The sequence below is a fragment of the Pseudoduganella sp. jia 12 genome (assembly GCF_055502675.1).
The window spans coordinates 220,799-240,079 of sequence record NZ_JBUXKP010000008.1; the positions used below are offsets into that span (position 1 = coordinate 220,799).

19 protein-coding genes are annotated in these 19,281 nt (G+C 61.9%); 15 read left to right on the forward strand and 4 right to left on the reverse strand.

From position 1 onward, the window contains the following. The first annotated feature begins 25 nt into the window (after positions 1-25). From ACY65G_RS19180 to ACY65G_RS19195, 4 genes are all read left to right on the forward strand, one after another. Complete coding sequence (locus ACY65G_RS19180; protein ID WP_464998999.1) at positions 26-724, forward strand: transposase; 699 nt, start codon at positions 26-28, stop codon at positions 722-724. A gap of 337 nt (positions 725-1,061) precedes the next feature. Beyond that, entirely contained in the window at positions 1,062-5,795 is a 4,734-nt protein-coding gene (locus ACY65G_RS19185; protein ID WP_464998897.1) for a glutamate synthase-related protein, read from the forward strand. A 22-nt stretch (positions 5,796-5,817) separates the two neighbouring features. Beyond that, entirely contained in the window at positions 5,818-7,281 is a 1,464-nt protein-coding gene (locus tag ACY65G_RS19190) for a glutamate synthase subunit beta (RefSeq protein ID WP_464998898.1), read from the forward strand. A gap of 323 nt (positions 7,282-7,604) precedes the next feature. Continuing rightward, complete coding sequence (locus ACY65G_RS19195; protein ID WP_464998899.1) at positions 7,605-8,021, forward strand: hypothetical protein; 417 nt, start codon at positions 7,605-7,607, stop codon at positions 8,019-8,021. Here ACY65G_RS19195 and ACY65G_RS19200 read toward each other — a convergent pair. The 4 genes from ACY65G_RS19200 to ACY65G_RS19215 form a co-directional block, all read right to left on the reverse strand. Continuing rightward, positions 8,018-8,422 carry a hypothetical protein gene (locus tag ACY65G_RS19200; RefSeq protein ID WP_464998900.1) on the reverse strand — a complete coding sequence of 135 codons (405 nt, stop codon included), beginning with the start codon at positions 8,420-8,422 and terminating at the stop codon, positions 8,018-8,020. The genes ACY65G_RS19195 and ACY65G_RS19200 overlap by 4 nt on opposite strands. Before the next feature lie 209 nt (positions 8,423-8,631). Beyond that, positions 8,632-9,048, reverse strand: a complete 417-nt coding sequence (locus ACY65G_RS19205) for a hypothetical protein (protein ID WP_464998901.1) — start codon at positions 9,046-9,048, stop codon at positions 8,632-8,634. A gap of 201 nt (positions 9,049-9,249) precedes the next feature. Then, positions 9,250-9,669 (reverse strand): hypothetical protein, encoded by a 420-nt coding sequence (locus tag ACY65G_RS19210; RefSeq protein ID WP_464998902.1) that lies wholly within the window; start codon positions 9,667-9,669, stop codon positions 9,250-9,252. Positions 9,670-9,896: 227 nt separating this feature from the next. Next, positions 9,897-10,496 (reverse strand): hypothetical protein, encoded by a 600-nt coding sequence (locus ACY65G_RS19215; protein ID WP_464998903.1) that lies wholly within the window; start codon positions 10,494-10,496, stop codon positions 9,897-9,899. Between the two features lie 604 nt (positions 10,497-11,100). Between ACY65G_RS19215 and ACY65G_RS19220 the strand changes: the two genes are divergently transcribed. The 11 genes from ACY65G_RS19220 to hisG all read left to right on the forward strand — a co-directional run bounded on the left by ACY65G_RS19220 (position 11,101) and on the right by hisG (position 19,259). Continuing rightward, positions 11,101-11,904, forward strand: a complete 804-nt coding sequence (locus ACY65G_RS19220) for an ABC transporter ATP-binding protein (protein ID WP_464998904.1) — start codon at positions 11,101-11,103, stop codon at positions 11,902-11,904. Continuing rightward, entirely contained in the window at positions 11,901-12,686 is a 786-nt protein-coding gene (gene mlaE / locus ACY65G_RS19225) for a lipid asymmetry maintenance ABC transporter permease subunit MlaE (protein WP_464998905.1), read from the forward strand. Before ACY65G_RS19220 ends, mlaE begins: the two co-directional genes overlap by 4 nt. Positions 12,687-12,766: 80 nt before the next feature. Then, entirely contained in the window at positions 12,767-13,231 is a 465-nt protein-coding gene (mlaD, locus tag ACY65G_RS19230) for an outer membrane lipid asymmetry maintenance protein MlaD (protein ID WP_130187071.1), read from the forward strand. A gap of 5 nt (positions 13,232-13,236) precedes the next feature. Then, positions 13,237-14,001, forward strand: a complete 765-nt coding sequence (locus ACY65G_RS19235; RefSeq protein ID WP_464998906.1) for an MlaA family lipoprotein — start codon at positions 13,237-13,239, stop codon at positions 13,999-14,001. Positions 14,002-14,144: 143 nt separating this feature from the next. Further along, positions 14,145-14,789 (forward strand): MlaC/ttg2D family ABC transporter substrate-binding protein, encoded by a 645-nt coding sequence (locus tag ACY65G_RS19240; RefSeq protein WP_464998907.1) that lies wholly within the window; start codon positions 14,145-14,147, stop codon positions 14,787-14,789. A 47-nt stretch (positions 14,790-14,836) separates the two neighbouring features. Continuing rightward, positions 14,837-15,145 carry an STAS domain-containing protein gene (locus ACY65G_RS19245; RefSeq protein WP_130187074.1) on the forward strand — a complete coding sequence of 103 codons (309 nt, stop codon included), beginning with the start codon at positions 14,837-14,839 and terminating at the stop codon, positions 15,143-15,145. Between the two features lie 186 nt (positions 15,146-15,331). Continuing rightward, positions 15,332-16,261, forward strand: a complete 930-nt coding sequence (locus ACY65G_RS19250; protein WP_464998908.1) for an ABC transporter ATP-binding protein — start codon at positions 15,332-15,334, stop codon at positions 16,259-16,261. After that, positions 16,258-17,019 (forward strand): ABC transporter permease, encoded by a 762-nt coding sequence (locus ACY65G_RS19255; RefSeq protein ID WP_130187076.1) that lies wholly within the window; start codon positions 16,258-16,260, stop codon positions 17,017-17,019. Before ACY65G_RS19250 ends, ACY65G_RS19255 begins: the two co-directional genes overlap by 4 nt. A gap of 33 nt (positions 17,020-17,052) precedes the next feature. Then, positions 17,053-17,295 carry a BolA family protein gene (locus tag ACY65G_RS19260; protein WP_464998909.1) on the forward strand — a complete coding sequence of 81 codons (243 nt, stop codon included), beginning with the start codon at positions 17,053-17,055 and terminating at the stop codon, positions 17,293-17,295. A gap of 29 nt (positions 17,296-17,324) precedes the next feature. After that, positions 17,325-18,575: a UDP-N-acetylglucosamine 1-carboxyvinyltransferase gene (gene murA, locus ACY65G_RS19265; RefSeq protein ID WP_464998910.1), complete on the forward strand. Its 1,251-nt coding sequence runs from the start codon at positions 17,325-17,327 to the stop codon at positions 18,573-18,575. Positions 18,576-18,578: 3 nt separating this feature from the next. Continuing rightward, the gene (gene hisG / locus ACY65G_RS19270; protein WP_464998911.1) at positions 18,579-19,259 is read left to right on the forward strand and encodes an ATP phosphoribosyltransferase; all 681 of its coding nucleotides are present in this window, start codon (positions 18,579-18,581) and stop codon (positions 19,257-19,259) included. The last annotated feature ends 22 nt before the right edge of the window (positions 19,260-19,281 follow it).

Here is a 19,281-nt window from a genome sequence, read left to right on the forward strand (position 1 = left end):
CGTTTCAACCGATTTCCTGTTCCACATGGCCCGCCTGCCCCGCCTCATCGTTCCCTCCCAGCCCCATTACGTGATCCAGCGTGGCCTGAACGGCCAGGCCGTCTTCCAGGACACGGACGATTACACGACTTTCCTCGCCTGGCTGCGCACGGCGGCCCGCACCTACAAGGTGGCGATCCATGCTTACGCGCTGCTGCCGGACCAGCTGCACTTGCTGGTGACGCCGTCCGATGAGGACGGGCTCGGCCAGATGATGCAATGGCTGGGGCGCTGCTATGTGCCGTACTACAACCAGAAATACGGCCGCGCCGGCACGTTGTGGCATGGCCGCTACAAGACTTCCGTCGTCGACGGCGAAAACTTCCTGCTGACATGCTGCCGTTATCTCGAGGCCGCTCCTGTGCGCACTGGATTGGTGCAGGCAGCCGACCAGTACGCATGGTCCAGCTATGCGCACCATGCGGGTCTCCGGCCCGACAGCATCGTTACCGACCACCCGGCTTACTGGTTGCTCGGCAATACGCCATTCCAGCGGGAGGCGGCATATATCGAGCTGTCGGGCCAGTACCTGTCCGCTGCCGAGGTCGGCACTGTGGAAGCCGCAGTGCTGAAAGGCTGGCCGCTGGGCACCGACAAATACAAGAAAGATCTCGAGCAAAAGGCAAAGCGCCAAGTACTGCCCGCTAAACGTGGACGGCCCTTCAAGCAGGCTCAGCCGACTTGAGCTGTTGTTTAACGACCAGCGCAACAACACGACGAGACACCTAATACGTTGATTCCATTAATGTTGCCAAAATTCGGGGTCTGACCCCGGTTTTTGGCAACTTTTCCTGGGGTCATTAATATTTTTTGCATGCACCATCTGCCGAATTTCCGCCTTTACTCTGTCCCTATTAAATTTTTTGCGCAAAAATGGTGCAGTTAATTCGACTCCGACCCTAATTAATTAGGTTGAGTTTACTTGTGCGATGCACTATTCTCGGTTTTCAATTTGCAAAACCGGAGCCATGCGTACCCGCCACGGTAGGTGTTCACGGCTCTCTGCTTCGGAGAAAGTGCCCATGAACGCGCAAGGTTTGTACGACCCAGCCAACGAACACGATGCCTGCGGTGTCGGTTTCGTCGCCCATATCAAAGGCCAGAAGAGCCATTCGATCATCGAACAGGGTCTGCAGATCCTGAAGAACATCGACCACCGCGGCGCCGTGGGGGCCGACAAGCTGATGGGCGATGGCGCCGGTATCCTGATCCAGGTTCCGGACCAGTTCTATCGCGACGAAATGGGCAAGCAGGGCGTGGAACTGCCGCCGCCGGGTGAATACGGCGTGGGCATGGTCTTCCTGCCGAAGGAAAGCGCGTCGCGCATCGCCTGCGAACAGGAAATCGAGCGCGCCGTGCGCATCGAAGGCCAGGTCGTGCTGGGCTGGCGCAACGTGCCGGTCGATACGGAGATGCCGATGTCGCCGCTGGTGCGCGCGAAAGAGCCGGTGATCCGCCAGATCTTCATCGGCCGCGGCGCCGACATCATGGTCACCGATGCACTGGAACGCAAACTCTATGTGATCCGCAAGTCGTCCGGCCACGCGATCCAGGCACTGAAGCTGCAACACGGCAACGAGTTCTTCGTGCCGTCGATGTCGGCCCGTACCGTCGTCTACAAAGGCCTGCTGCTGGCCGACCAGGTGGGCGTGTACTACCGCGACCTGCAGGATCCGCGCTGCATTTCCGCGCTGGCACTGGTGCACCAGCGCTTCTCCACGAACACCTTCCCGGAATGGCCGCTGGCCCACCCGTACCGCCTGATCGCCCACAACGGCGAGATCAACACGGTCAAGGGCAACTTCAACTGGATGCGCGCCCGCGAAGGCGTGATGAAGTCCGCCGTGCTGGGCGACGACCTGCAGAAGCTGTTCCCGCTGATCTATGAAGGCCAGTCGGACACCGCCTGCTTCGACAACGCGCTGGAACTGCTGCTGATGGCGGGCTACCCGCTGGCGCAGGCCATGATGATGATGATCCCGGAAGCGTGGGAAAACCACACGCTGATGGACGACAACCGCAAGGCGTTCTACGAATACCACGCGGCGATGATGGAACCATGGGACGGCCCGGCCGCCATGGCCTTCACCGACGGCCGCTACATCGGCGGCACGCTGGACCGCAATGGCCTGCGTCCGGCCCGCTACATCGTCACGGACGACGACCTGGTGGTGATGGCCTCCGAATCCGGCGTGCTGCCGATTCCGGAATCGAAGATCATCCAGAAATGGCGCCTGCAGCCGGGCAAGATGTTCCTGATCGACCTGGAAGCGGGCCGCATCATCGACGACAAGGAACTGAAGGACACGTACGCCAACGCCAAGCCGTACAAGGCATGGATCAACGCCGTGCGCATCAAGCTGAACAGCCTGAAACTGGCCGAGAGCCAGCTGCACCAGAATGCCGGCAAGTACGCGGGGTCAAAAGTTCAAGCCGCGGGTGAAAAGCTGCCGGCATCGCTGCTGGACCGCCAGCAGGCCTTCGGCTACACCCAGGAAGACCTGCGCTTCCTGCTGGCGCCGATGGCTGTCGCCGGCGAGGAAGCCACCGGCTCGATGGGCAACGACTCGCCGCTGGCCGTCATGTCCAACAAGCTCAAGCCGCTGTATAACTACTTCAAGCAGCTGTTCGCCCAGGTCACGAACCCGCCGATCGACCCGATCCGCGAAGCGATGGTGATGTCGCTGGTGTCGTTCATCGGCCCGAAACCGAACCTGCTGGACACGAACAACGTCAACCCGCCGATGCGCCTCGAAGTGTCGCAGCCGGTGCTGTCGTTCGACGACATGGCGCGCCTGCGCCACATCAGCGGCCATACCGGCGGCAAGTTCAAGTCGTACGAGCTGTCGATCTGCTACCCGCTGGCATGGGGCAAGGAAGGCGTGGAAGCTTCCCTGGCGTCGCTGTGCGCGGAAGCCGTCGATGCGATCAAGTCGGGCCACAACATCCTGATCGTCTCGGACCGCGCCGTGTGCGCCGACCGCGTGGCGATCCCGGCGCTGCTGGCAACGTCCGCGATCCACCAGCACCTGGTGAGCAAGGGCCTGCGCGCCTCGACCGGCCTCGTCGTCGAGACGGGTTCGGCACGCGAAACGCACCACTTCGCCCTGCTGGCGGGCTATGGCGCCGAAGCCGTGCACCCGTACCTGGCGATGGAAACGCTGGCCGAGCAGGCCCATGCGATGCCGGGCGACCTGACGCCGGAGCAGGCGCTGTACAACTACACGAAGGCCGTCGGCAAGGGCCTGATGAAGGTGATGTCCAAGATGGGCATCTCCACCTACATGTCCTACTGCGGCGCGCAGATCTTCGAAGCGGTGGGCCTGAACAAGGCAGTGGTGAACAAGTACTTCAAGGGCACCGCGTCGAATGTCGAAGGCATCGGCCTGTTCGAGATCGCCGACGAAGCGCTGCGCCTGCATAACCTGGCCTTCGGCAACGACCCGGTGCTGGCCGAGCAGCTCGATGCGGGCGGCGAATACGCCTACCGCGTGCGCGGCGAAGACCACCTGTGGACACCGGACGCGATCGCCAAGCTGCAGCACTCGACCCGTGCGAACAACTTCAACACGTATAAAGAATACGCGCAGATCATCAACGACCAGAGCCGCCGTCACCTGACGCTGCGTGGCCTGTTCGAGTTCAAGATCGATCCGTCGAAAGCCATCCCGCTGGAAGAAGTGGAACCGGCCAAGGAAATCGTCAAGCGTTTCGCCACCGGCGCCATGTCGATGGGCTCGATCTCCACCGAGGCGCACGCCACGCTGGCGATCGCGATGAACCGCATCGGCGGCAAGTCGAACACCGGCGAAGGCGGCGAGGATCCGGCGCGCTTCAACATGGAACTGAAGGGCATTCCGATCAAGTCCGGCTCGACGATGGCGGACATCATCGGCAAGGACCAGGTCGTCGTCGACATCCCGCTGCAGGATGGCGACTCGCTGCGTTCGCGCATCAAGCAGGTGGCTTCCGGCCGCTTCGGCGTGACGGCGGAATACCTGAATTCCGCGGACCAGATCCAGATCAAGATGGCGCAGGGCGCCAAGCCGGGCGAAGGCGGCCAGCTGCCGGGCCACAAGGTGTCGGGCTACATCGCCACGCTGCGTTTCGCCGTGCCGGGCGTGGGTCTGATCTCGCCGCCCCCGCACCATGACATCTATTCGATCGAAGACCTGGCGCAGCTGATCCACGACCTGAAGAACGTGAACCCGCGCGCATCGATCTCCGTGAAGCTGGTGTCGGAAGTGGGTATCGGCACCGTGGCCGCAGGCGTCTCGAAAGCCAAGGCCGACCACGTGGTGGTGGCCGGCCATGACGGCGGCACCGGTGCATCCCCGCTGTCGTCGGTGAAGCACGCCGGCACGCCGTGGGAGCTGGGTCTCGCAGAGACCCAGCAAACCCTGGTGCTGAACGGCCTGCGCAACCGGATCCGCGTGCAGGCCGACGGCCAGATGCGCACCGGCCGCGACGTGGTCATCGCCGCGCTGCTGGGCGCCGACGAAATCGGCTTCGCCACGGCACCGCTGGTGGTGGAAGGCTGCATCATGATGCGCAAGTGCCACCTGAACACCTGCCCGGTGGGCGTGGCCACCCAGGACCCGGTGCTGCGCGCCAAGTTCCAGGGCAAGCCGGAACACGTGGTGAACTACTTCTTCTTCGTGGCCGAAGAAGCGCGTCAACTGATGGCGCAGCTGGGCATCCGTACCTATGACGAACTGATCGGCCGTTCCGACCTGCTCGACAAGTCGAAGGCGATCACGCACTGGAAGGCGGCGGGGCTGGACTTCTCCGCCATCTTCTACCAGCCGCGCGTCAACGAAGGCCTGTGCATGTACCACAACGAGGAGCAGGAACACGGCCTGGAAAACGCGCTCGATCACAAGCTGATCGCGCAAGCGAAGGCCGCGCTGGAGAAGGGCGAGCGCGTCTCGTTCATCTCGCCGGTGAAGAACCGCAACCGTACCGTGGGCACGATGCTGTCGGGCGAAGTGGCGGCGCGCTACGGTCACGCCGGCCTGCCGGACGACACGATCCACATCCAGCTGCAAGGTACCGCCGGCCAGTCGGCCTGCGCCTTCCTGGCACACGGCATCACGATCGACCTGGTGGGCGAGGGCAACGACTACGTGGGCAAGGGCCTGTCGGGCGGCCGCATCATCGTGCGTCCGAACACCGAGTTCCGCGGCTGGGCCGTCAACAACATCATCATCGGCAACACGGTGCTGTACGGGGCGATTGCCGGCGAAGCGTTCTTCAACGGTGTCGCAGGCGAACGTTTCGCCGTGCGTAACTCCGGTGCCACGGCGGTTGTCGAAGGCACGGGCGACCACGGTTGCGAATACATGACCGGCGGCACGGTAGTCGTGCTGGGCAACACCGGCCGTAACTTCGCAGCGGGCATGTCGGGCGGTATCGCCTATGTGTACGACCCGGACGGCGATTTCGAAAAGCGCTGCAACCTGTCGATGGTCAGCCTGGAAACGGTGCTGCCGGCATCGGAGCAGCACGTCGACAAGTCCACGTGGCACGCACAGCACCGCAACGGCACGCCGGAAGCGGACGAAACGATCCTGAAGCGCCTGATCGAACGTCACTTCAAGCACACGGGCAGCACCCGCGCCCGCCTGTTGCTGGACAACTGGGCGGAAAGCCGCGGCAAGTTCGTGAAGGTGTTCCCGAACGAATACAAGCGCGCTCTGATCGAGCTGGCCGATAACGCCGCGATCGAAGCTGAAACCCAGGCCATCGCCGCTTAAGTCAGGTAAGGAATTAAATAAAATGGGAAAAATCACCGGTTTCATGGAATTCCAGCGCCAGGACGAAAGCTACCTGGCCCCGGAATCGCGCCTGAAAAACTACAAAGAGTTCGTGTTGAAGCTCACGGACGAGCAGGCCAAGGTGCAGGGCGCACGCTGCATGGATTGCGGCATTCCGTTCTGTAACACGGGCTGCCCGGTCAACAACATCATCCCCGACTGGAACGACCTGGTGTACCGCCACCACTACCGCCAGGCGCTGGACGTGCTGCACTCGACGAACAACTTCCCCGAGTTCACCGGCCGCATCTGCCCGGCACCGTGCGAAAGCGCCTGCACGCTGGGCATCAACGACGACCCGGTGGGCATCAAGTCGATCGAGCACAAGATCATCGACGAAGGCTGGGAAAACGGCTGGGTCAAGCCGCAGCCGGCCGACCACAGGACGGGCAAGAAAGTGGCCATCATCGGTTCCGGCCCCGCCGGCCTGGCAGCCGCCCAGCAGCTGGCGCGCGCCGGCCACGACGTGACCGTGTTCGAGAAATCGGACCGTGCCGGCGGCCTGCTGCGCTACGGCATCCCCGACTTCAAGCTGGAAAAGTTCCATATCGACCGCCGCGTCGAGCAGATGGAAGCGGAAGGCGTGAAATTCCGCATGAACACGCTGGTGGGCAAGGATTTCCCGGCCAACGTGAACAACTGGGCCAAGGAAACCATCTTCCCCGAAGACCTGGAAAAGGAATTCGACGCCGTTGTCATCGCCGGTGGCGCGGAACAGCCGCGCGACCTGCCGGTGCCGGGCCGCGAGCTGAAGGGCGTTCACTTCGCGATGGACTTCCTGCCGCAGCAGAACAAGATCAATGCCGGCGACAAGGTCAAGGACCAGATCAAGGCCACGGGCAAGCACGTGGTCGTGATCGGCGGCGGCGACACGGGTTCCGACTGCGTGGGCACGTCGAACCGCCACGGCGCCACCGCCATCACGCAGTTCGAACTGATGCCGATGCCGCCGGAGCAGGAAAACAAGCCGCTGGTGTGGCCGTACTGGCCAACGAAGCTGCGCACCTCCTCGTCGCACGAGGAAGGCTGCGAGCGGGACTGGGCGGTGGCCACCAAGCGCCTGGAAGGCAAGAACGGTAAAGTCGAGAAGCTGGTCGCCTGCCGCGTGGAGTGGAAAGACGGCAAGATGGTCGAAGTGGCGGATTCGGAATTCGAGATGAAAGCCGACCTGGTGCTGTTGGCCATGGGCTTTGTCTCGCCGGTGCAACAGGTGCTGGAAGCCTTCGGCATCGACAAAGACGGCCGCGGCAACGCCCGTGCCGCCACCGAAGGCAGCAATGCCTACGTCACCAGCAAGCCCGGCATCTTCGCCGCCGGCGACATCCGCCGCGGCCAGTCGCTGGTCGTGTGGGCCATCCGCGAAGGCCGCCAGTGCGCCCGCGCGGTGGACGAGTACCTGATGGGCCACTCCGTCCTGCCACGCTGATCCTGCTTCACCCCCGAAAGCCCGCCCGGTTCCGCCGCGGCGGGCTTTTTGTTGTAAAAAAATCGGGCACTGTCCCCTCTGGAGGGACTGTCCCCGAATTTTTTACAACAGTTCATGTCGGCGCTTTGTTCATTCGGAATTTGTGGAAAATTGTATTGAGGCAATTGGTGAGAATTGACAGAAAGGCCACGTATTAGATAGCGACATTGTCCCTACAAGCCAGCGCCGGCATCCAAATTCCATGAAAACCCAATTCTCCTTCCGGAAAACGTCGAAGATCGCCGGCCAAGCGCGGCACTTGGCGCGCTGTTCACGCTGGGTACATGCAGCTGTCGCAATACAAGCTGGGTTCGACCGTGCTGGTACTGCGCAAGCTGATCCAGCAGTCGAACTGCTTCGTCGTCGTCGAGCAGGGCGCCGCGATGAACAATATGATGGCCGAGCGCGACCTGGCCGCCTCCGGCGAAATGCGTGCCGGCAGCAACTTCGGCAAGGACCAGATGGTGGTGGCGGACTATACGATGAGCCCCACCATCAACTTCAGCCGGAAGGGTAATAAGTGGATATCTTTCGCAAACACGACGCGTAGCTGGAGTTTGCAAAGCTCCCTAGTCCGACCTTGGAACACTCTGGAGTACGTCTGCTTGCGCCCCCAAAGCAGCCGTTCCCTTCGGTCACCCCAAAGCACTTTCAACAACCGTCCAGCACAGCGGGGCCGGCTTCAAGCAGCCAAAGGCTAGCGATACGCGTGGAACAGCTCTGTCTTCAACGCCTGCGTCTCCTCAGCATCTAAACCAAGAGTTGTTACCCAAGTGCTGATGGCCGTATCACCTATTCCAGGAGCCATATTTAAGAAGTCGACAGCGGGTTGCCAAAAAGCCGTCTTGGAGAAGGCGCCAAGCTTTATCAACGCTTCGCCCAGTAGCTCTCTGTTTTCGTAGGAAGACTTTCGATAGTTGTTGAAAAGCGTCGACAGAGTTTGCCGGTAGACATCTTGCTCTTCCTTGGTCGCGGAGTTTGCTACAAGAAACGGTTTCAACTCCGAAAGCACGTTTTCAGGAATATCGACCTTCTTGCCAGGATTGGCGTACCAAGCCTTGGTTTCGAGCCAGGCCCGAAGTATCCGAGCGTTAGGGTTCATCTTTTTCCTTATTTGCGTGAAGTTGGGTTGGCCAGGCGTCGTGCTTTAAAAGGCATTAGATCAACGAGCGCTCTGCGCCCCGAAAATTTTCCAGCCATAGCACCTCCCTAAGCAAGTGCTGCACGCGATGCCTTGGCGACAATTTCAAACGACCGGTTTGGGCCGATTCCTGTCTGTCGCGACAGGCGGTTTCTGACCCTAAACGGACCTCAGTCTAGCTCTGCCGCCTCAACTGACGCGACAGTTATGCCCGCGTTGATGAGCACCGCAACGATAGCTTGCCCAAGACGTTGCACCTCAGCGTTGTGAGAAACACCTTTGAACCGCTGTCTGATTGAGATGTGCGGCCGAATAAAGACGGACCATTGGATTGGCACACCGCGATACCCTTCGCCTTCCTCAGCCATGCTGGAACACCCGATAGTGAATTCCGCCTCTGCTGGACTGGAATATTCGATTATCCAGCCCCAGTCTTCCCCGAGAGGATAACCCGTGACTACGCCTTCACTAGCAAGCATCTTGGCAAGCCAAAAAGCCAGTTCAAAGCCATATACTCCGGGATTACCCTGACATTCCTCAGGGAGGGATGGAAGAAATTCTGACGAGGTAAATTCAATGCGCCACATGTAATGTGTTCACCTATCGATGGACAAGGGTGTACGCCAGTATGCTGACTGCCTTCAGGCGCCGGAACTCTCCACTCCGCTTAACGAGAAGATTTATGTCTGCTTCTAGCCGAACTCGGCCGTTCGTCGCAGCATACCAGGTCGCCGAACCGGAAAGTTACAGACTGCCACGACAGGCAGCTCCCGCCCCGAAGCGGACGCTCACCACTCTTTGGTCACGTCGACCGAATCTTCCCCAACGTGTAAGTGGTACGACTCGAAGCCTTGCTCATCGACGGTAAGTAGTAGTGTGCTCCCGCCAGAAAAGGTTAGAGACAATTCATTGTTGGGGCGACGATCAACCGCCGCAATTGTTTGACCTAACAGCTCAACCAGAACAGCGGCTCCAGTCGCAAGATCGAGATTCGTTGCTGAGATTGTCCGCCCATCGTTGGTAGCGAGCCGAAATCCTGCCTCAATTTCAATGGTCGCTCCATCTTTGTACTTGGGTACGCAAGCGATGCCTGCCCCGAGACATACAAACAGCAGACGTACATAATGGCGACCAATCGAAATGTTCGTCAGCTCTTGGGCTACCAGCTCGCCCAACGGGAAATTTTCTGGAATTGACCAGCCTGCCATCGCTAAACTCCTCTTGAGCTACACCGTGAATGGCCGCTCCTGGCCGAAAACAGCGGGCCGCAATGGCTCCGTGTAATGCAGCAAGATTGGGATCGGATGCCCCAGTTCGGTGGTTCCAGTCACAGCAATTTCCACAACGTCGCGTCTATTTCGGGAAGTCAGTCCGGTCACCGCGACCAGGTGGCGTCGACCGCCATGCTGACGATCGTCATCGCTGGTTTTTCCGCTCAGTCGCCGCAACTGAATGTCAGGCTTTCGCCAACGGCCAATGTGCTTTCGTAGAGCCGGGTGCCGGGCGCATGTGCCAAGACTCCTTCGAGATTCGAGCTGTAGCCTCGCACGCGAGCCTGTGCTGGCCTGTCGCGGGTCCAGACCACGCTGAACCCGAACGAGTCGTCCCCTGGACCGTTGCACCCAGTGAACTCTTCGCCGGAATGGGTCGTCAGCGACCAGGAGAATCCCTGACGCAGACGCGGTCGGTCGCGTGCCGCCTGCGCCTCCTCCGCCGTCGGCGTAAAGTCGGTGCGCTCGCACGGGGGCTCATCCGGGTACAGTTCCGCGATCGTCCGGCCCTGTGTTACTCCTGCCGCAGGCGGCCGCTCGGCCAGTCGCACCGTGACGGCCTGGCCGGCGGCAAGCGGCATGTCGGGCGTCCAGATGCGGAACGCCGACGGCGCGTCGTCGGGGTAATTCCCGCCGTGGCACGCCAGCGACCACGGTTCTGCCCAGGCCAGGTCGCCGCTGATGTGCACCGCGAAGACGTCCAATACGGCCAGGTCGGCTGCCGCAACCTGCACCTCATCCACTGTCACAACCATCACCGTCATCTGCACTGTCCCTTCTGTTTGGGTTTCCCGCTGGCCGCTGCGTTAGCGTCGATGCCACCACCTGGCGGGGCTTTTCATGGGTAACACGATGAAGAATCGTATGTTGTCCGGTGAAACAAATGCGTTACAAACGAAAAATACAAGAATCTTTGCAAGATAGGCACGCATGTTCTTATGAGTGCCCGACGCAACTTCGATACGCCAGGCCGGCCTGTTCCAGCAGGGGGCGATTTATTGGACCATGACGGCGGCAATTCCGCGCCTGCCAGTACTGATGCGACGCTATCCTCATGCACCAAGCCCGGCGTAGGGGCGTCGAATCCCCCTCGGCAGCGTGCCGCACCAGTCGAACCGCTGCCGAAAAATCGACCCCACTTGGCAGGGCCCCGGCCGTTGCGCCATGCCAGCCAACAGCTCATGTGCCGCACGACGCTGCGCTGCACAAATTAACACCGTTTGCCAAGTGTAAATTACTAACCAGGCGGTTAGCAGTGTTGTATTATTCATCACTTATCCTTGCCATATAAGCCATTCCCGAGGCCTCCGCAGCAGAGAATGGGCTTTCTGCACTACAATATGGCATTAAAAATAAAGATCCTCCGCCGTGGCAAACCTCGTTGAAATCCGTGACCTGCACTTCTCGTATGGGAAGCGCCCCATCCTGGCCGGGCTCAACATGGACTTTCCAAAGGGGAAGGTCATTGCCGTCATGGGCGGCTCCGGCAGCGGCAAGACCACGGTGCTGCGCCTGATCGGTGGCCAGATCCGGCCCAGCAAGGGGCAAGTCAGCGTGGATGGCCAGGTCGTCCACAAGCTGAAGACAAAAGAGCTGTATTTGCTGCGTCGCAAGATGGGCATGCTGTTCCAGCACGGCGCGCTGTTCACCGATCTCACCGTCTTTGAAAACGTGGCGTTTCCGCTGCGCGAACATACCGACCTGCCGGAAGAACTGATCCGCGACCTCGTGCTGATGAAGCTGAACGCGGTCGGCCTGCGCAATGCGGCGCCATTGAAACCGGGCGAGATTTCCGGTGGCATGGCGCGCCGTGTGGCGCTGGCCCGTTCGATCGCCCTCGACCCGCAACTGATCATGTATGACGAGCCGTTCGCCGGACTCGACCCGATTTCGATGGGCGTCACCGCGAACCTGGTCCGTAACCTGAACGATGCGCTGGGTTCCACCAGCATCCTCGTGTCGCACGACGTGAAGGAATCATTCACGATCGCGGACTATGTCTATTTCCTGTCGCAGGGCAAGATCGTTGCCCACGGCACGCCTGCTGAAATGATGGTATCGACCGACCCGTACGTTAAACAATTCGTCCATGCGGAAGCGGATGGCCCGGTGCCGTTCCACTACCCCGGCAAGTCGCTGGCCGACGACCTGGGCCTGGGAGCGCGCAAATGATCGGCCGCCGCCTTCTTGCCGGCGTTGGCAACACCGTGCGCGATTACGTGGAAAGCGTCGGCTATGCCACGCGCACGTTCTTCACGATGCTGGGCCTGTCGCCGGGCATGATGCGCCGGCCGCACCTCGTCATCGAGCAACTGCACTTCATCGGTAATTATTCGCTGCTGATCATCACGCTGTCCGGGCTGTTCGTCGGCATGGTGCTGGGCCTGCAGGGGTACTACACGCTGAACAAGTACGGCGCTTCCGAGTCGCTGGGCCTGCTCGTGGCGCTGGGCCTGACGCGCGAACTGGGGCCCGTCATCACCGGACTGCTGTTCGCGGGCCGCGCCGGCACGTCGCTGACGGCCGAAATCGGCCTGATGAAGGCTGGCGAACAACTGTCCGCGATGGAAATGATGGCCGTGAACCCGATCCAGCGCGTGCTGGCGCCGCGGTTCTGGGCCGGCGTCATTGCCGTGCCGCTGCTGGCGTCGATCTTCTCCGCTGTCGGCATCCTCGGTGGCTACCTGGTCGGCGTGGGCCTGATCGGCGTCGATGCCGGTGCGTTCTGGTCGCAGATGCAGGGCGGTATCGACCTGTGGAAGGACGTGGGCAACGGCTTCGTCAAGAGCGTGGTGTTCGGCATCGCGATCACTTTCATCGCCCTGTACCAGGGTTACGAGACGCGGCCAACGCCGGAAGACGTCGCCGGCGCCACCACCCGTACCGTGGTCGTGTCGTCGCTAATGATCTGGTGGCTCGATTTCATGCTGACGGCGCTGATGTTCAGCAAGTGATCGTCAGCAAGTGATGCATAAATAATTGCTTCGTGGGAATGCCCGGCGCGGTTACAGAAAAACAGATAGGATAAGTAAAAATGCAACGCAAATCTCTGGATGTGTGGGTCGGCCTGTTCGTCGTGATCGGCGTGGCCGCGCTGATGTTCCTGGCCCTGAAGGCCGGCAACAACAGCACGTTCTCGCTCGCGAACACCTATGAAATCACCGCCAAGTTCGACAATATCGGCAGCCTGCGCCCGCAAGCGGCCGTGAAGGCCTCGGGCGTGGTGGTGGGGCGCGTGGCGCGGATCGCGTTCGACGACAAATCGTACAAGGCGGCCGTCACATTGGAGATGGATTCGACGTACAAGTTCCCGAAAGACAGCTCGGCCAAGATCCTGACAGCCGGGCTGCTGGGCGAGCAATATGTGGGGATCGAGGCCGGTGGCGATGAAAACAACCTGGCCGAAGGCGACAAGATCGCCCGTACGCAGTCCGCCGCGGTGCTGGAAGACCTGATCAACCAATTCATCTACAGCAAAGCCGCTGAAGGAAAGGACTGAAACTGATGCGCCGCACTACGACCCCTGTTCTACTGGCACTGGCCGCCGCGGCAACCCTGTCGGGCTGCGCCGTCGGCCCCGACAAGCGCGATCCGATGGAAAACTGGAACCGCGCGGTTTTCAATTTCAACGATAAAGTCGATACCTATGCGCTGAAGCCGGTCGCGACCGGCTACAAGAACGTCACGCCCTCGTTCGTGCAGACCGGCGTGAACAACTTCTTCGGCAACCTGCAGGACCTGTGGACCGGCGGTAATAACCTGTTGCAAGGCAAGGGCGGCGACGCCGTGTCCGACATTGGCCGGTTCGCGCTCAACTCCACGTTCGGCGTGCTGGGCCTGTTCGACATCGCTTCCGAAGCCGGCCTGCGCAAGCACAAGGAAGATTTCGGCCAGACGCTGGGCCGCTGGGGCGTGCAATCCGGTCCCTACGTGATGCTGCCGCTGCTGGGCCCGTCCACCTTGCGCGACACGGTCGGCCTGCCGCTGGACATCGTTGCCGACCCCTGGTCGTACAAGGATCCCACGCATGTGCGCACCATCGGTGGCGTGATCCGCGTCGTCGACCAGCGCGCGGCGCTGCTCGACGCGTCGAGCCTGCTCGAAGATGCCGCGCTGGACCGCTACGAATTCGTCCGCGACGGTTTCCTGCAGCGCCGCCAGAGCCAGGTGTACGACGGCGACGTGCCGGAAACCAAGGCGGAAGAAAACGTGCCGGAACAGCCTTCCGTGAATCCCACGGGCGACGGCACTGCGCAGCCGGCAACGTAACGGACGGTAAATGACAGTAAGCGGTGGTAACGGCCGCGAACGGCTCCGGCCGGCGGCCGCTATAATGGCGCACCGGCCGGGCAATGAACCGGCTAGTGACTGCCTCCAACCGCTATCGGTACAACCCACATAGGTAAAACCACATGAAACTGATCAAGCAACTGCTCGCCGTCGCCACGATCGCGTTCGCCACCACCGGCTTCGCCGCGGCCCAGAGCGCGAACGAAGCCCCCGACCAGCTGGTCAAGCGCATCAGCTCCGAAGTGCTGGACACCGCCAAGAACGACAAGGAAATCCAGGCCGGCAACACCCGCAAGGTGATCGACCTGGTGGAAACCAAGATCCTGCCTTACGTGGATTTCGAGCGCATGACCGCGCTGGCCGCCGCCCGTTACTGGCGTGAAGCCACGCCGGAACAGAAGCGCGCGCTGTCGACCGAGTTCCGCACGCTGCTGATCTACACGTATTCCGGTGCCCTGTCGCAGGTGCGTAACGAAACGATCGAATTCAAGCCGCTGCGTGCCGACGCGAGCGACACCGACGTGGAAGTGCGCTCGCAGGTCAACGTGGCCCGCGGCGAACCGGTACAGCTGAACTATCGCGTGGCCAAGACCCCGGCCGGCTGGAAGATCTACGACATCAACGTGCTGGGCGCCTGGCTGGTGGAAACCTACAAGGGCACCTTCAACAGCGAGATCAGCAAGGGTGGCATCGATGGCCTGATCAAGACGCTGGCCGCGAAGAACAAGCAGCTGGCAAGCAAGCCGCTGGCAACCGCCAAGAAGTAAGACCTTCCGGGCCGGCGGCAACGCCGGCCCTTCACTCTTTGAAAATCATGCCGGATTCTTCCAACAACATGCTGTCCCTGACTGCGCTGACCGTCGATAACGCCACGGCGGCGCTGGAGCACGGCCTCGCGGCGCTGCAGGCCGGCCAGGGCGAATTCGACATGCGCAACGTGGTGGCCGTCGATTCGGCCGCCGTTTCCGTCATGCTGGCGTGGCAGCGCGCCGCGCACGCGGCCGGCGTCACGCTGCGCCTCGTGAACCTGCCGCCGATGCTGCAAAGCCTGACCAAGCTGTATGGTGTCTGCTCCCTCGTATCGCCGGAGGCCTGCACGGCCGCCGAACTGCATCACCATTGACCCTGCCTTTCCCCCTCTCCGCTGTATTTCCGCCGGCCCGGGCGTGATCGGGTCGAAATTCCAATATAATTGACCGTTGCTCTTGCCAGATTGGCTCGAGCGCCCGCATGAACGGCAACGGGCCCGGATTCCATCGGGGCCGGCCGCCAGCGCAACGGTCGACGTTGCACAGAATACAAACAAGGCATGACAGCAATCCACATCAGCAATGTCCAGAAGCGCTACCAGTCGCTGCAGGCGCTGGGCGGCGTGTCGCTCTCGATCGAGGAAGGCGAATTTTTCGGGCTGCTCGGGCCGAACGGCGCGGGCAAGACCACGCTGATCTCCATCATCGCGGGCCTGATCCGCGCCGATGCCGGCAGCGTTTCCATCCACGGCCACGACGTGGTGACCGATTTCCGCGCAGCCCGCAGGAAGCTCGGCGTGGTGCCGCAGGAACTGGTGTTCGACCCGTTCTTCACGGTGCGCGAAACGCTGCGGCTGCAGTCCGGCTATTTCGGCCTGCCGAACAACGACAAGTGGATCGACGAGGTGATGGAAAACCTCGACCTGACCAACAAGGCCGATACCAATATGCGTGCGCTGTCCGGCGGCATGAAGCGCCGCGTGCTGGTGGCGCAGGCGCTGGTGCACAAGCCGCCCGTGATCGTGCTCGATGAGCCCACGGCCGGTGTCGACGTCGAACTGCGCCAGACGCTGTGGAAGTTCATCTCGCGGCTGAACCGCGAGGGCCACACCATCGTGCTGACGACCCATTACCTGGAAGAAGCGCAGGCGATGTGCAAGCGCGTCGCCATGATGAAGCTGGGCAAGGTGGTGGCGCTCGATACGATGTCGTCGCTGATCCGCCGCATCTCCGGTTCCCAGCTGATCGTGCACCTGAAGCAGGGCGACCTGCCGCCGGACCTGCATCATCTGGTACTGCACGCCGAAACCGGCTCGCAGCTGTCCGCCCTTGGCCGCAAATACAGCCTGAAGGTCAACGAATACATGGAAGTGGAAACCATCCTGGCGCGGCTGCGCGAGAGCGGCGCCGTCATCGACGAGATGCAGCTGCAGCAGGCCGACCTCGAGGATATCTTCCTGGAGATTACCGGCACGGGAGCCCCGCAATGATGTCGACGGGCTTCCGCACCCTGGTGTACAAGGAAACGCTGCGCTTCTACAAGGTGGCCACGCAGACGATCGCCGCGCCGATCCTCACCGCCATGCTGTACCTGCTGATCTTCGGTCACGTGCTCGAAGGCCGCGTGCAGGTATACGAAGGCGTGTCGTACACGTCGTTCCTGGTTCCCGGCCTGGTCATGATGAGCGTGCTGCAGAACTCGTTCGCCAATTCCTCGTCGTCGCTGATCCAGTCGAAGATCACCGGCAACCTCGTGTTCGTGCTTCTCACACCTTTATCGCACTGGGAAATCTTCTCGGCCTACACGATCGCCGCGATGGTGCGCGGCCTGGTCGTCGGCCTGGGCGTGTTCATCGCCACCGCCTGGTTCGCGCACATGTCGTTTGCCTGGCCGCTGTGGATCGTCGTGTTCGCGCTGCTGGGCGCCGCGATCCTCGGCACGATGGGCCTGATTGCCGGCGTCTGGGCCGAAAAATTCGACCAGCTCGCCGCGTTCCAGAACTTCCTGATCATGCCGCTCACCTTCCTGTCCGGCGTGTTCTACTCGATCCACTCGCTGCCGCCGTTCTGGCTGACCGTATCGCACCTGAACCCGTTCTTCTACATGATCGACGGCTTCCGCTACGGCTTTTTCGGCCAGTCCGACATCAATCCCTGGACCAGCCTGGCCATCGTGTCCGCCTTCCTGGTGGTGCTGGCGCTGCTGGCCATCCGCCTGCTCAAGAGCGGCTACCGGCTCAGACACTGAGCAGACATCAAAGACATTGAAGAGATACCCATCATGACCACGACTCCCGAAGCAATCCACGGCTACATTGCCGCCGGCCTCGACTGCACCCACCTCGAAGTGGAGGGCGACGGCCAGCACTTCACGGCCATCATCGTTTCGCAGGCATTCGCCGGCAAGCGCCCGATCCAGCGCCACCAGATCGTGTACGCGGCGCTGGGCGACCGCATGCGCGAGGAAATCCACGCGCTGTCGATGAAGACGCTGACCCCCGAAGAATTCGCGGCCAAGGCATAACAGGAAATTCAAGATAACAAGGGACAAGCATGGACAAACTGCTCATCACCGGCGGCAAGCGCCTGGTCGGCGACATCCAGATCTCCGGCGCCAAGAACGCGGCCCTGCCGATCCTGTGCGCAGGCCTGCTGACGGCTGGCGATCTGCAACTGGCGAACGTGCCGAACCTGCACGACGTGTCGACCATGCTCAAGCTGCTGCGCCAGACCGGCCTGGCGGTGGAGCAGGACGGCGACAAGGTCACGCTGAACGGCGCGGGCATCAACAAGCTCGAAGCGCCGTATGAGCTGGTGAAGACGATGCGCGCGTCGATCCTCGTGCTCGGCCCGCTGCTGGCGCGCTTCGGCGAAGCCAAGGTCTCCCTGCCGGGCGGCTGCGCGATCGGTTCGCGCCCCGTCGACCAGCACATCAAGGGCCTGCGGGCACTGGGCGCGGAGATCTCGATCGATGCCGGCTACATCTACGCCAAGGCGAAAAAACTGCAAGGCACCCGCGTCGTCACCGACATGATCACGGTGACCGGCACGGAAAACCTGCTGATGGCGGCCACGCTGGCCGAAGGCGAGACGGTGCTGGACAACGCCGCATGCGAGCCGGAAGTGACGGACCTGGCCAACCTGCTGGTGGCCATGGGCGCGAAGATCGACGGCATCGGCACGAACCGCTTGGTGATCCAGGGCGTGCCCGCGCTGCATGGCGCGTCGCACGCGGTGATCTCGGACCGCATCGAAGCGGCCACGTTCCTGTGCGCCGTGGCGGCCGCGGGCGGCGACATCACGATCCGCAACACGCGCACCGACATCTTCGACGTGGCGCTGGAAAAGCTGCGCGAGATGGGCGTGCGCCTGACCGTGGGCGATACGTGGATCCGCGCCCAGATGGATGCACGGCCCGCGCCGGTGTCGTTCCGCACCACCGAATACCCGGGCTTCCCGACCGACATGCAGGCGCAGTTCATGGCCGTCAACACCATCGCCAGCGGCCATAGCAGCGTAACGGAAACGATCTTCGAGAACCGTTTCATGCACGTGCAGGAAATGCACCGCCTGGGCGCGCAGATCCGCATCGACGGCAATACCGCGTGGATCGACGGCGTACCGCAGCTGATCGGCGCGCCGGTGATGGCAACCGACCTGCGTGCTTCGGCCTCGCTCGTCATTGCCGGCCTGGCCGCGAAAGGCGAAACGCTGGTCGACCGCATCTATCACCTGGACCGTGGCTACGACCGCATGGAAGTGAAGCTTTCCGCCGTCGGCGCCAACATCACCCGTATCAAGTAAATCATGAGCACACTTCCTGCCCAGGCCACCGACCGTTCGCAGCTGATCCTCGCCCTGTCGAAGGGCCGCATCTTCGAGGACACGCTGCCGCTGCTGGCCGCCGCCGGCATCACCGTCACGGAAAACCCGGAAACCTCGCGCAAGCTGATCCTGCCGACCAACGACCCGAACGTGCGCGTGCTGATCGTGCGCGCGACCGACGTGCCCACGTATGTGCAGCATGGCGCCGCCGACTTCGGCGTGGCCGGCAAGGATGTGCTGTTCGAGCACGGCGGCGAGGGCCTGTACCAGCCGATCGACCTGAACATCGCGCGCTGCCGCATGTCGGTCGCCGTGAAGGCCGGCTTCGACTACGAGACCGCGGTGCGCCAGGGCGCGCGCCTGCGCGTGGCGACCAAGTTCACGGAAATGGCGCGCCAGCACTTCGCCAAGAAGGGCGTGCACGTCGACCTGATCAAGCTGTACGGCTCGATGGAGCTGGCGCCGCTGGTGGGCCTGTCCGATGCGATCGTCGACCTGGTCAGCACCGGCAGCACGCTGCGCGCCAACAACCTGGTGGAAGTGGAAGAGATCTGCGAGATCTCGTCCCGCCTGGTCGTCAACCAGGCCGCGCTGAAACTGAAGCGCGCCCGCCTGAAGCCGATTCTCGAAGCGTTCGAGAAAGCCTCGCAACAAAACCAGTAAACCAGTAAAAAACAGTCAACAG

What these genes read in the sequence shown, in the direction of transcription:
- ACY65G_RS19180 (WP_464998999.1), top strand. Translation starts at nt 26, where the DNA reads ATGGCCCGCCTGCCCCGCCTCATCGTTCCCTCCCAGCCCCATTACGTG.
- ACY65G_RS19185 (WP_464998897.1), top strand. Translation starts at nt 1,062, where the DNA reads ATGAACGCGCAAGGTTTGTACGACCCAGCCAACGAACACGATGCCTGC.
- ACY65G_RS19190 (WP_464998898.1), top strand. Translation starts at nt 5,818, where the DNA reads ATGGGAAAAATCACCGGTTTCATGGAATTCCAGCGCCAGGACGAAAGC.
- ACY65G_RS19195 (WP_464998899.1), top strand. Translation starts at nt 7,605, where the DNA reads ATGCAGCTGTCGCAATACAAGCTGGGTTCGACCGTGCTGGTACTGCGC.
- ACY65G_RS19200 (WP_464998900.1), bottom strand. Translation starts at nt 8,422, where the DNA reads ATGAACCCTAACGCTCGGATACTTCGGGCCTGGCTCGAAACCAAGGCT.
- ACY65G_RS19205 (WP_464998901.1), bottom strand. Translation starts at nt 9,048, where the DNA reads ATGTGGCGCATTGAATTTACCTCGTCAGAATTTCTTCCATCCCTCCCT.
- ACY65G_RS19210 (WP_464998902.1), bottom strand. Translation starts at nt 9,669, where the DNA reads ATGGCAGGCTGGTCAATTCCAGAAAATTTCCCGTTGGGCGAGCTGGTA.
- ACY65G_RS19215 (WP_464998903.1), bottom strand. Translation starts at nt 10,496, where the DNA reads ATGACGGTGATGGTTGTGACAGTGGATGAGGTGCAGGTTGCGGCAGCC.
- mlaE (WP_464998905.1), top strand. Translation starts at nt 11,901, where the DNA reads ATGATCGGCCGCCGCCTTCTTGCCGGCGTTGGCAACACCGTGCGCGAT.
- mlaD (WP_130187071.1), top strand. Translation starts at nt 12,767, where the DNA reads ATGCAACGCAAATCTCTGGATGTGTGGGTCGGCCTGTTCGTCGTGATC.
- ACY65G_RS19235 (WP_464998906.1), top strand. Translation starts at nt 13,237, where the DNA reads ATGCGCCGCACTACGACCCCTGTTCTACTGGCACTGGCCGCCGCGGCA.
- ACY65G_RS19240 (WP_464998907.1), top strand. Translation starts at nt 14,145, where the DNA reads ATGAAACTGATCAAGCAACTGCTCGCCGTCGCCACGATCGCGTTCGCC.
- ACY65G_RS19245 (WP_130187074.1), top strand. Translation starts at nt 14,837, where the DNA reads ATGCCGGATTCTTCCAACAACATGCTGTCCCTGACTGCGCTGACCGTC.
- ACY65G_RS19250 (WP_464998908.1), top strand. Translation starts at nt 15,332, where the DNA reads ATGACAGCAATCCACATCAGCAATGTCCAGAAGCGCTACCAGTCGCTG.
- ACY65G_RS19255 (WP_130187076.1), top strand. Translation starts at nt 16,258, where the DNA reads ATGATGTCGACGGGCTTCCGCACCCTGGTGTACAAGGAAACGCTGCGC.
- ACY65G_RS19260 (WP_464998909.1), top strand. Translation starts at nt 17,053, where the DNA reads ATGACCACGACTCCCGAAGCAATCCACGGCTACATTGCCGCCGGCCTC.
- murA (WP_464998910.1), top strand. Translation starts at nt 17,325, where the DNA reads ATGGACAAACTGCTCATCACCGGCGGCAAGCGCCTGGTCGGCGACATC.
- hisG (WP_464998911.1), top strand. Translation starts at nt 18,579, where the DNA reads ATGAGCACACTTCCTGCCCAGGCCACCGACCGTTCGCAGCTGATCCTC.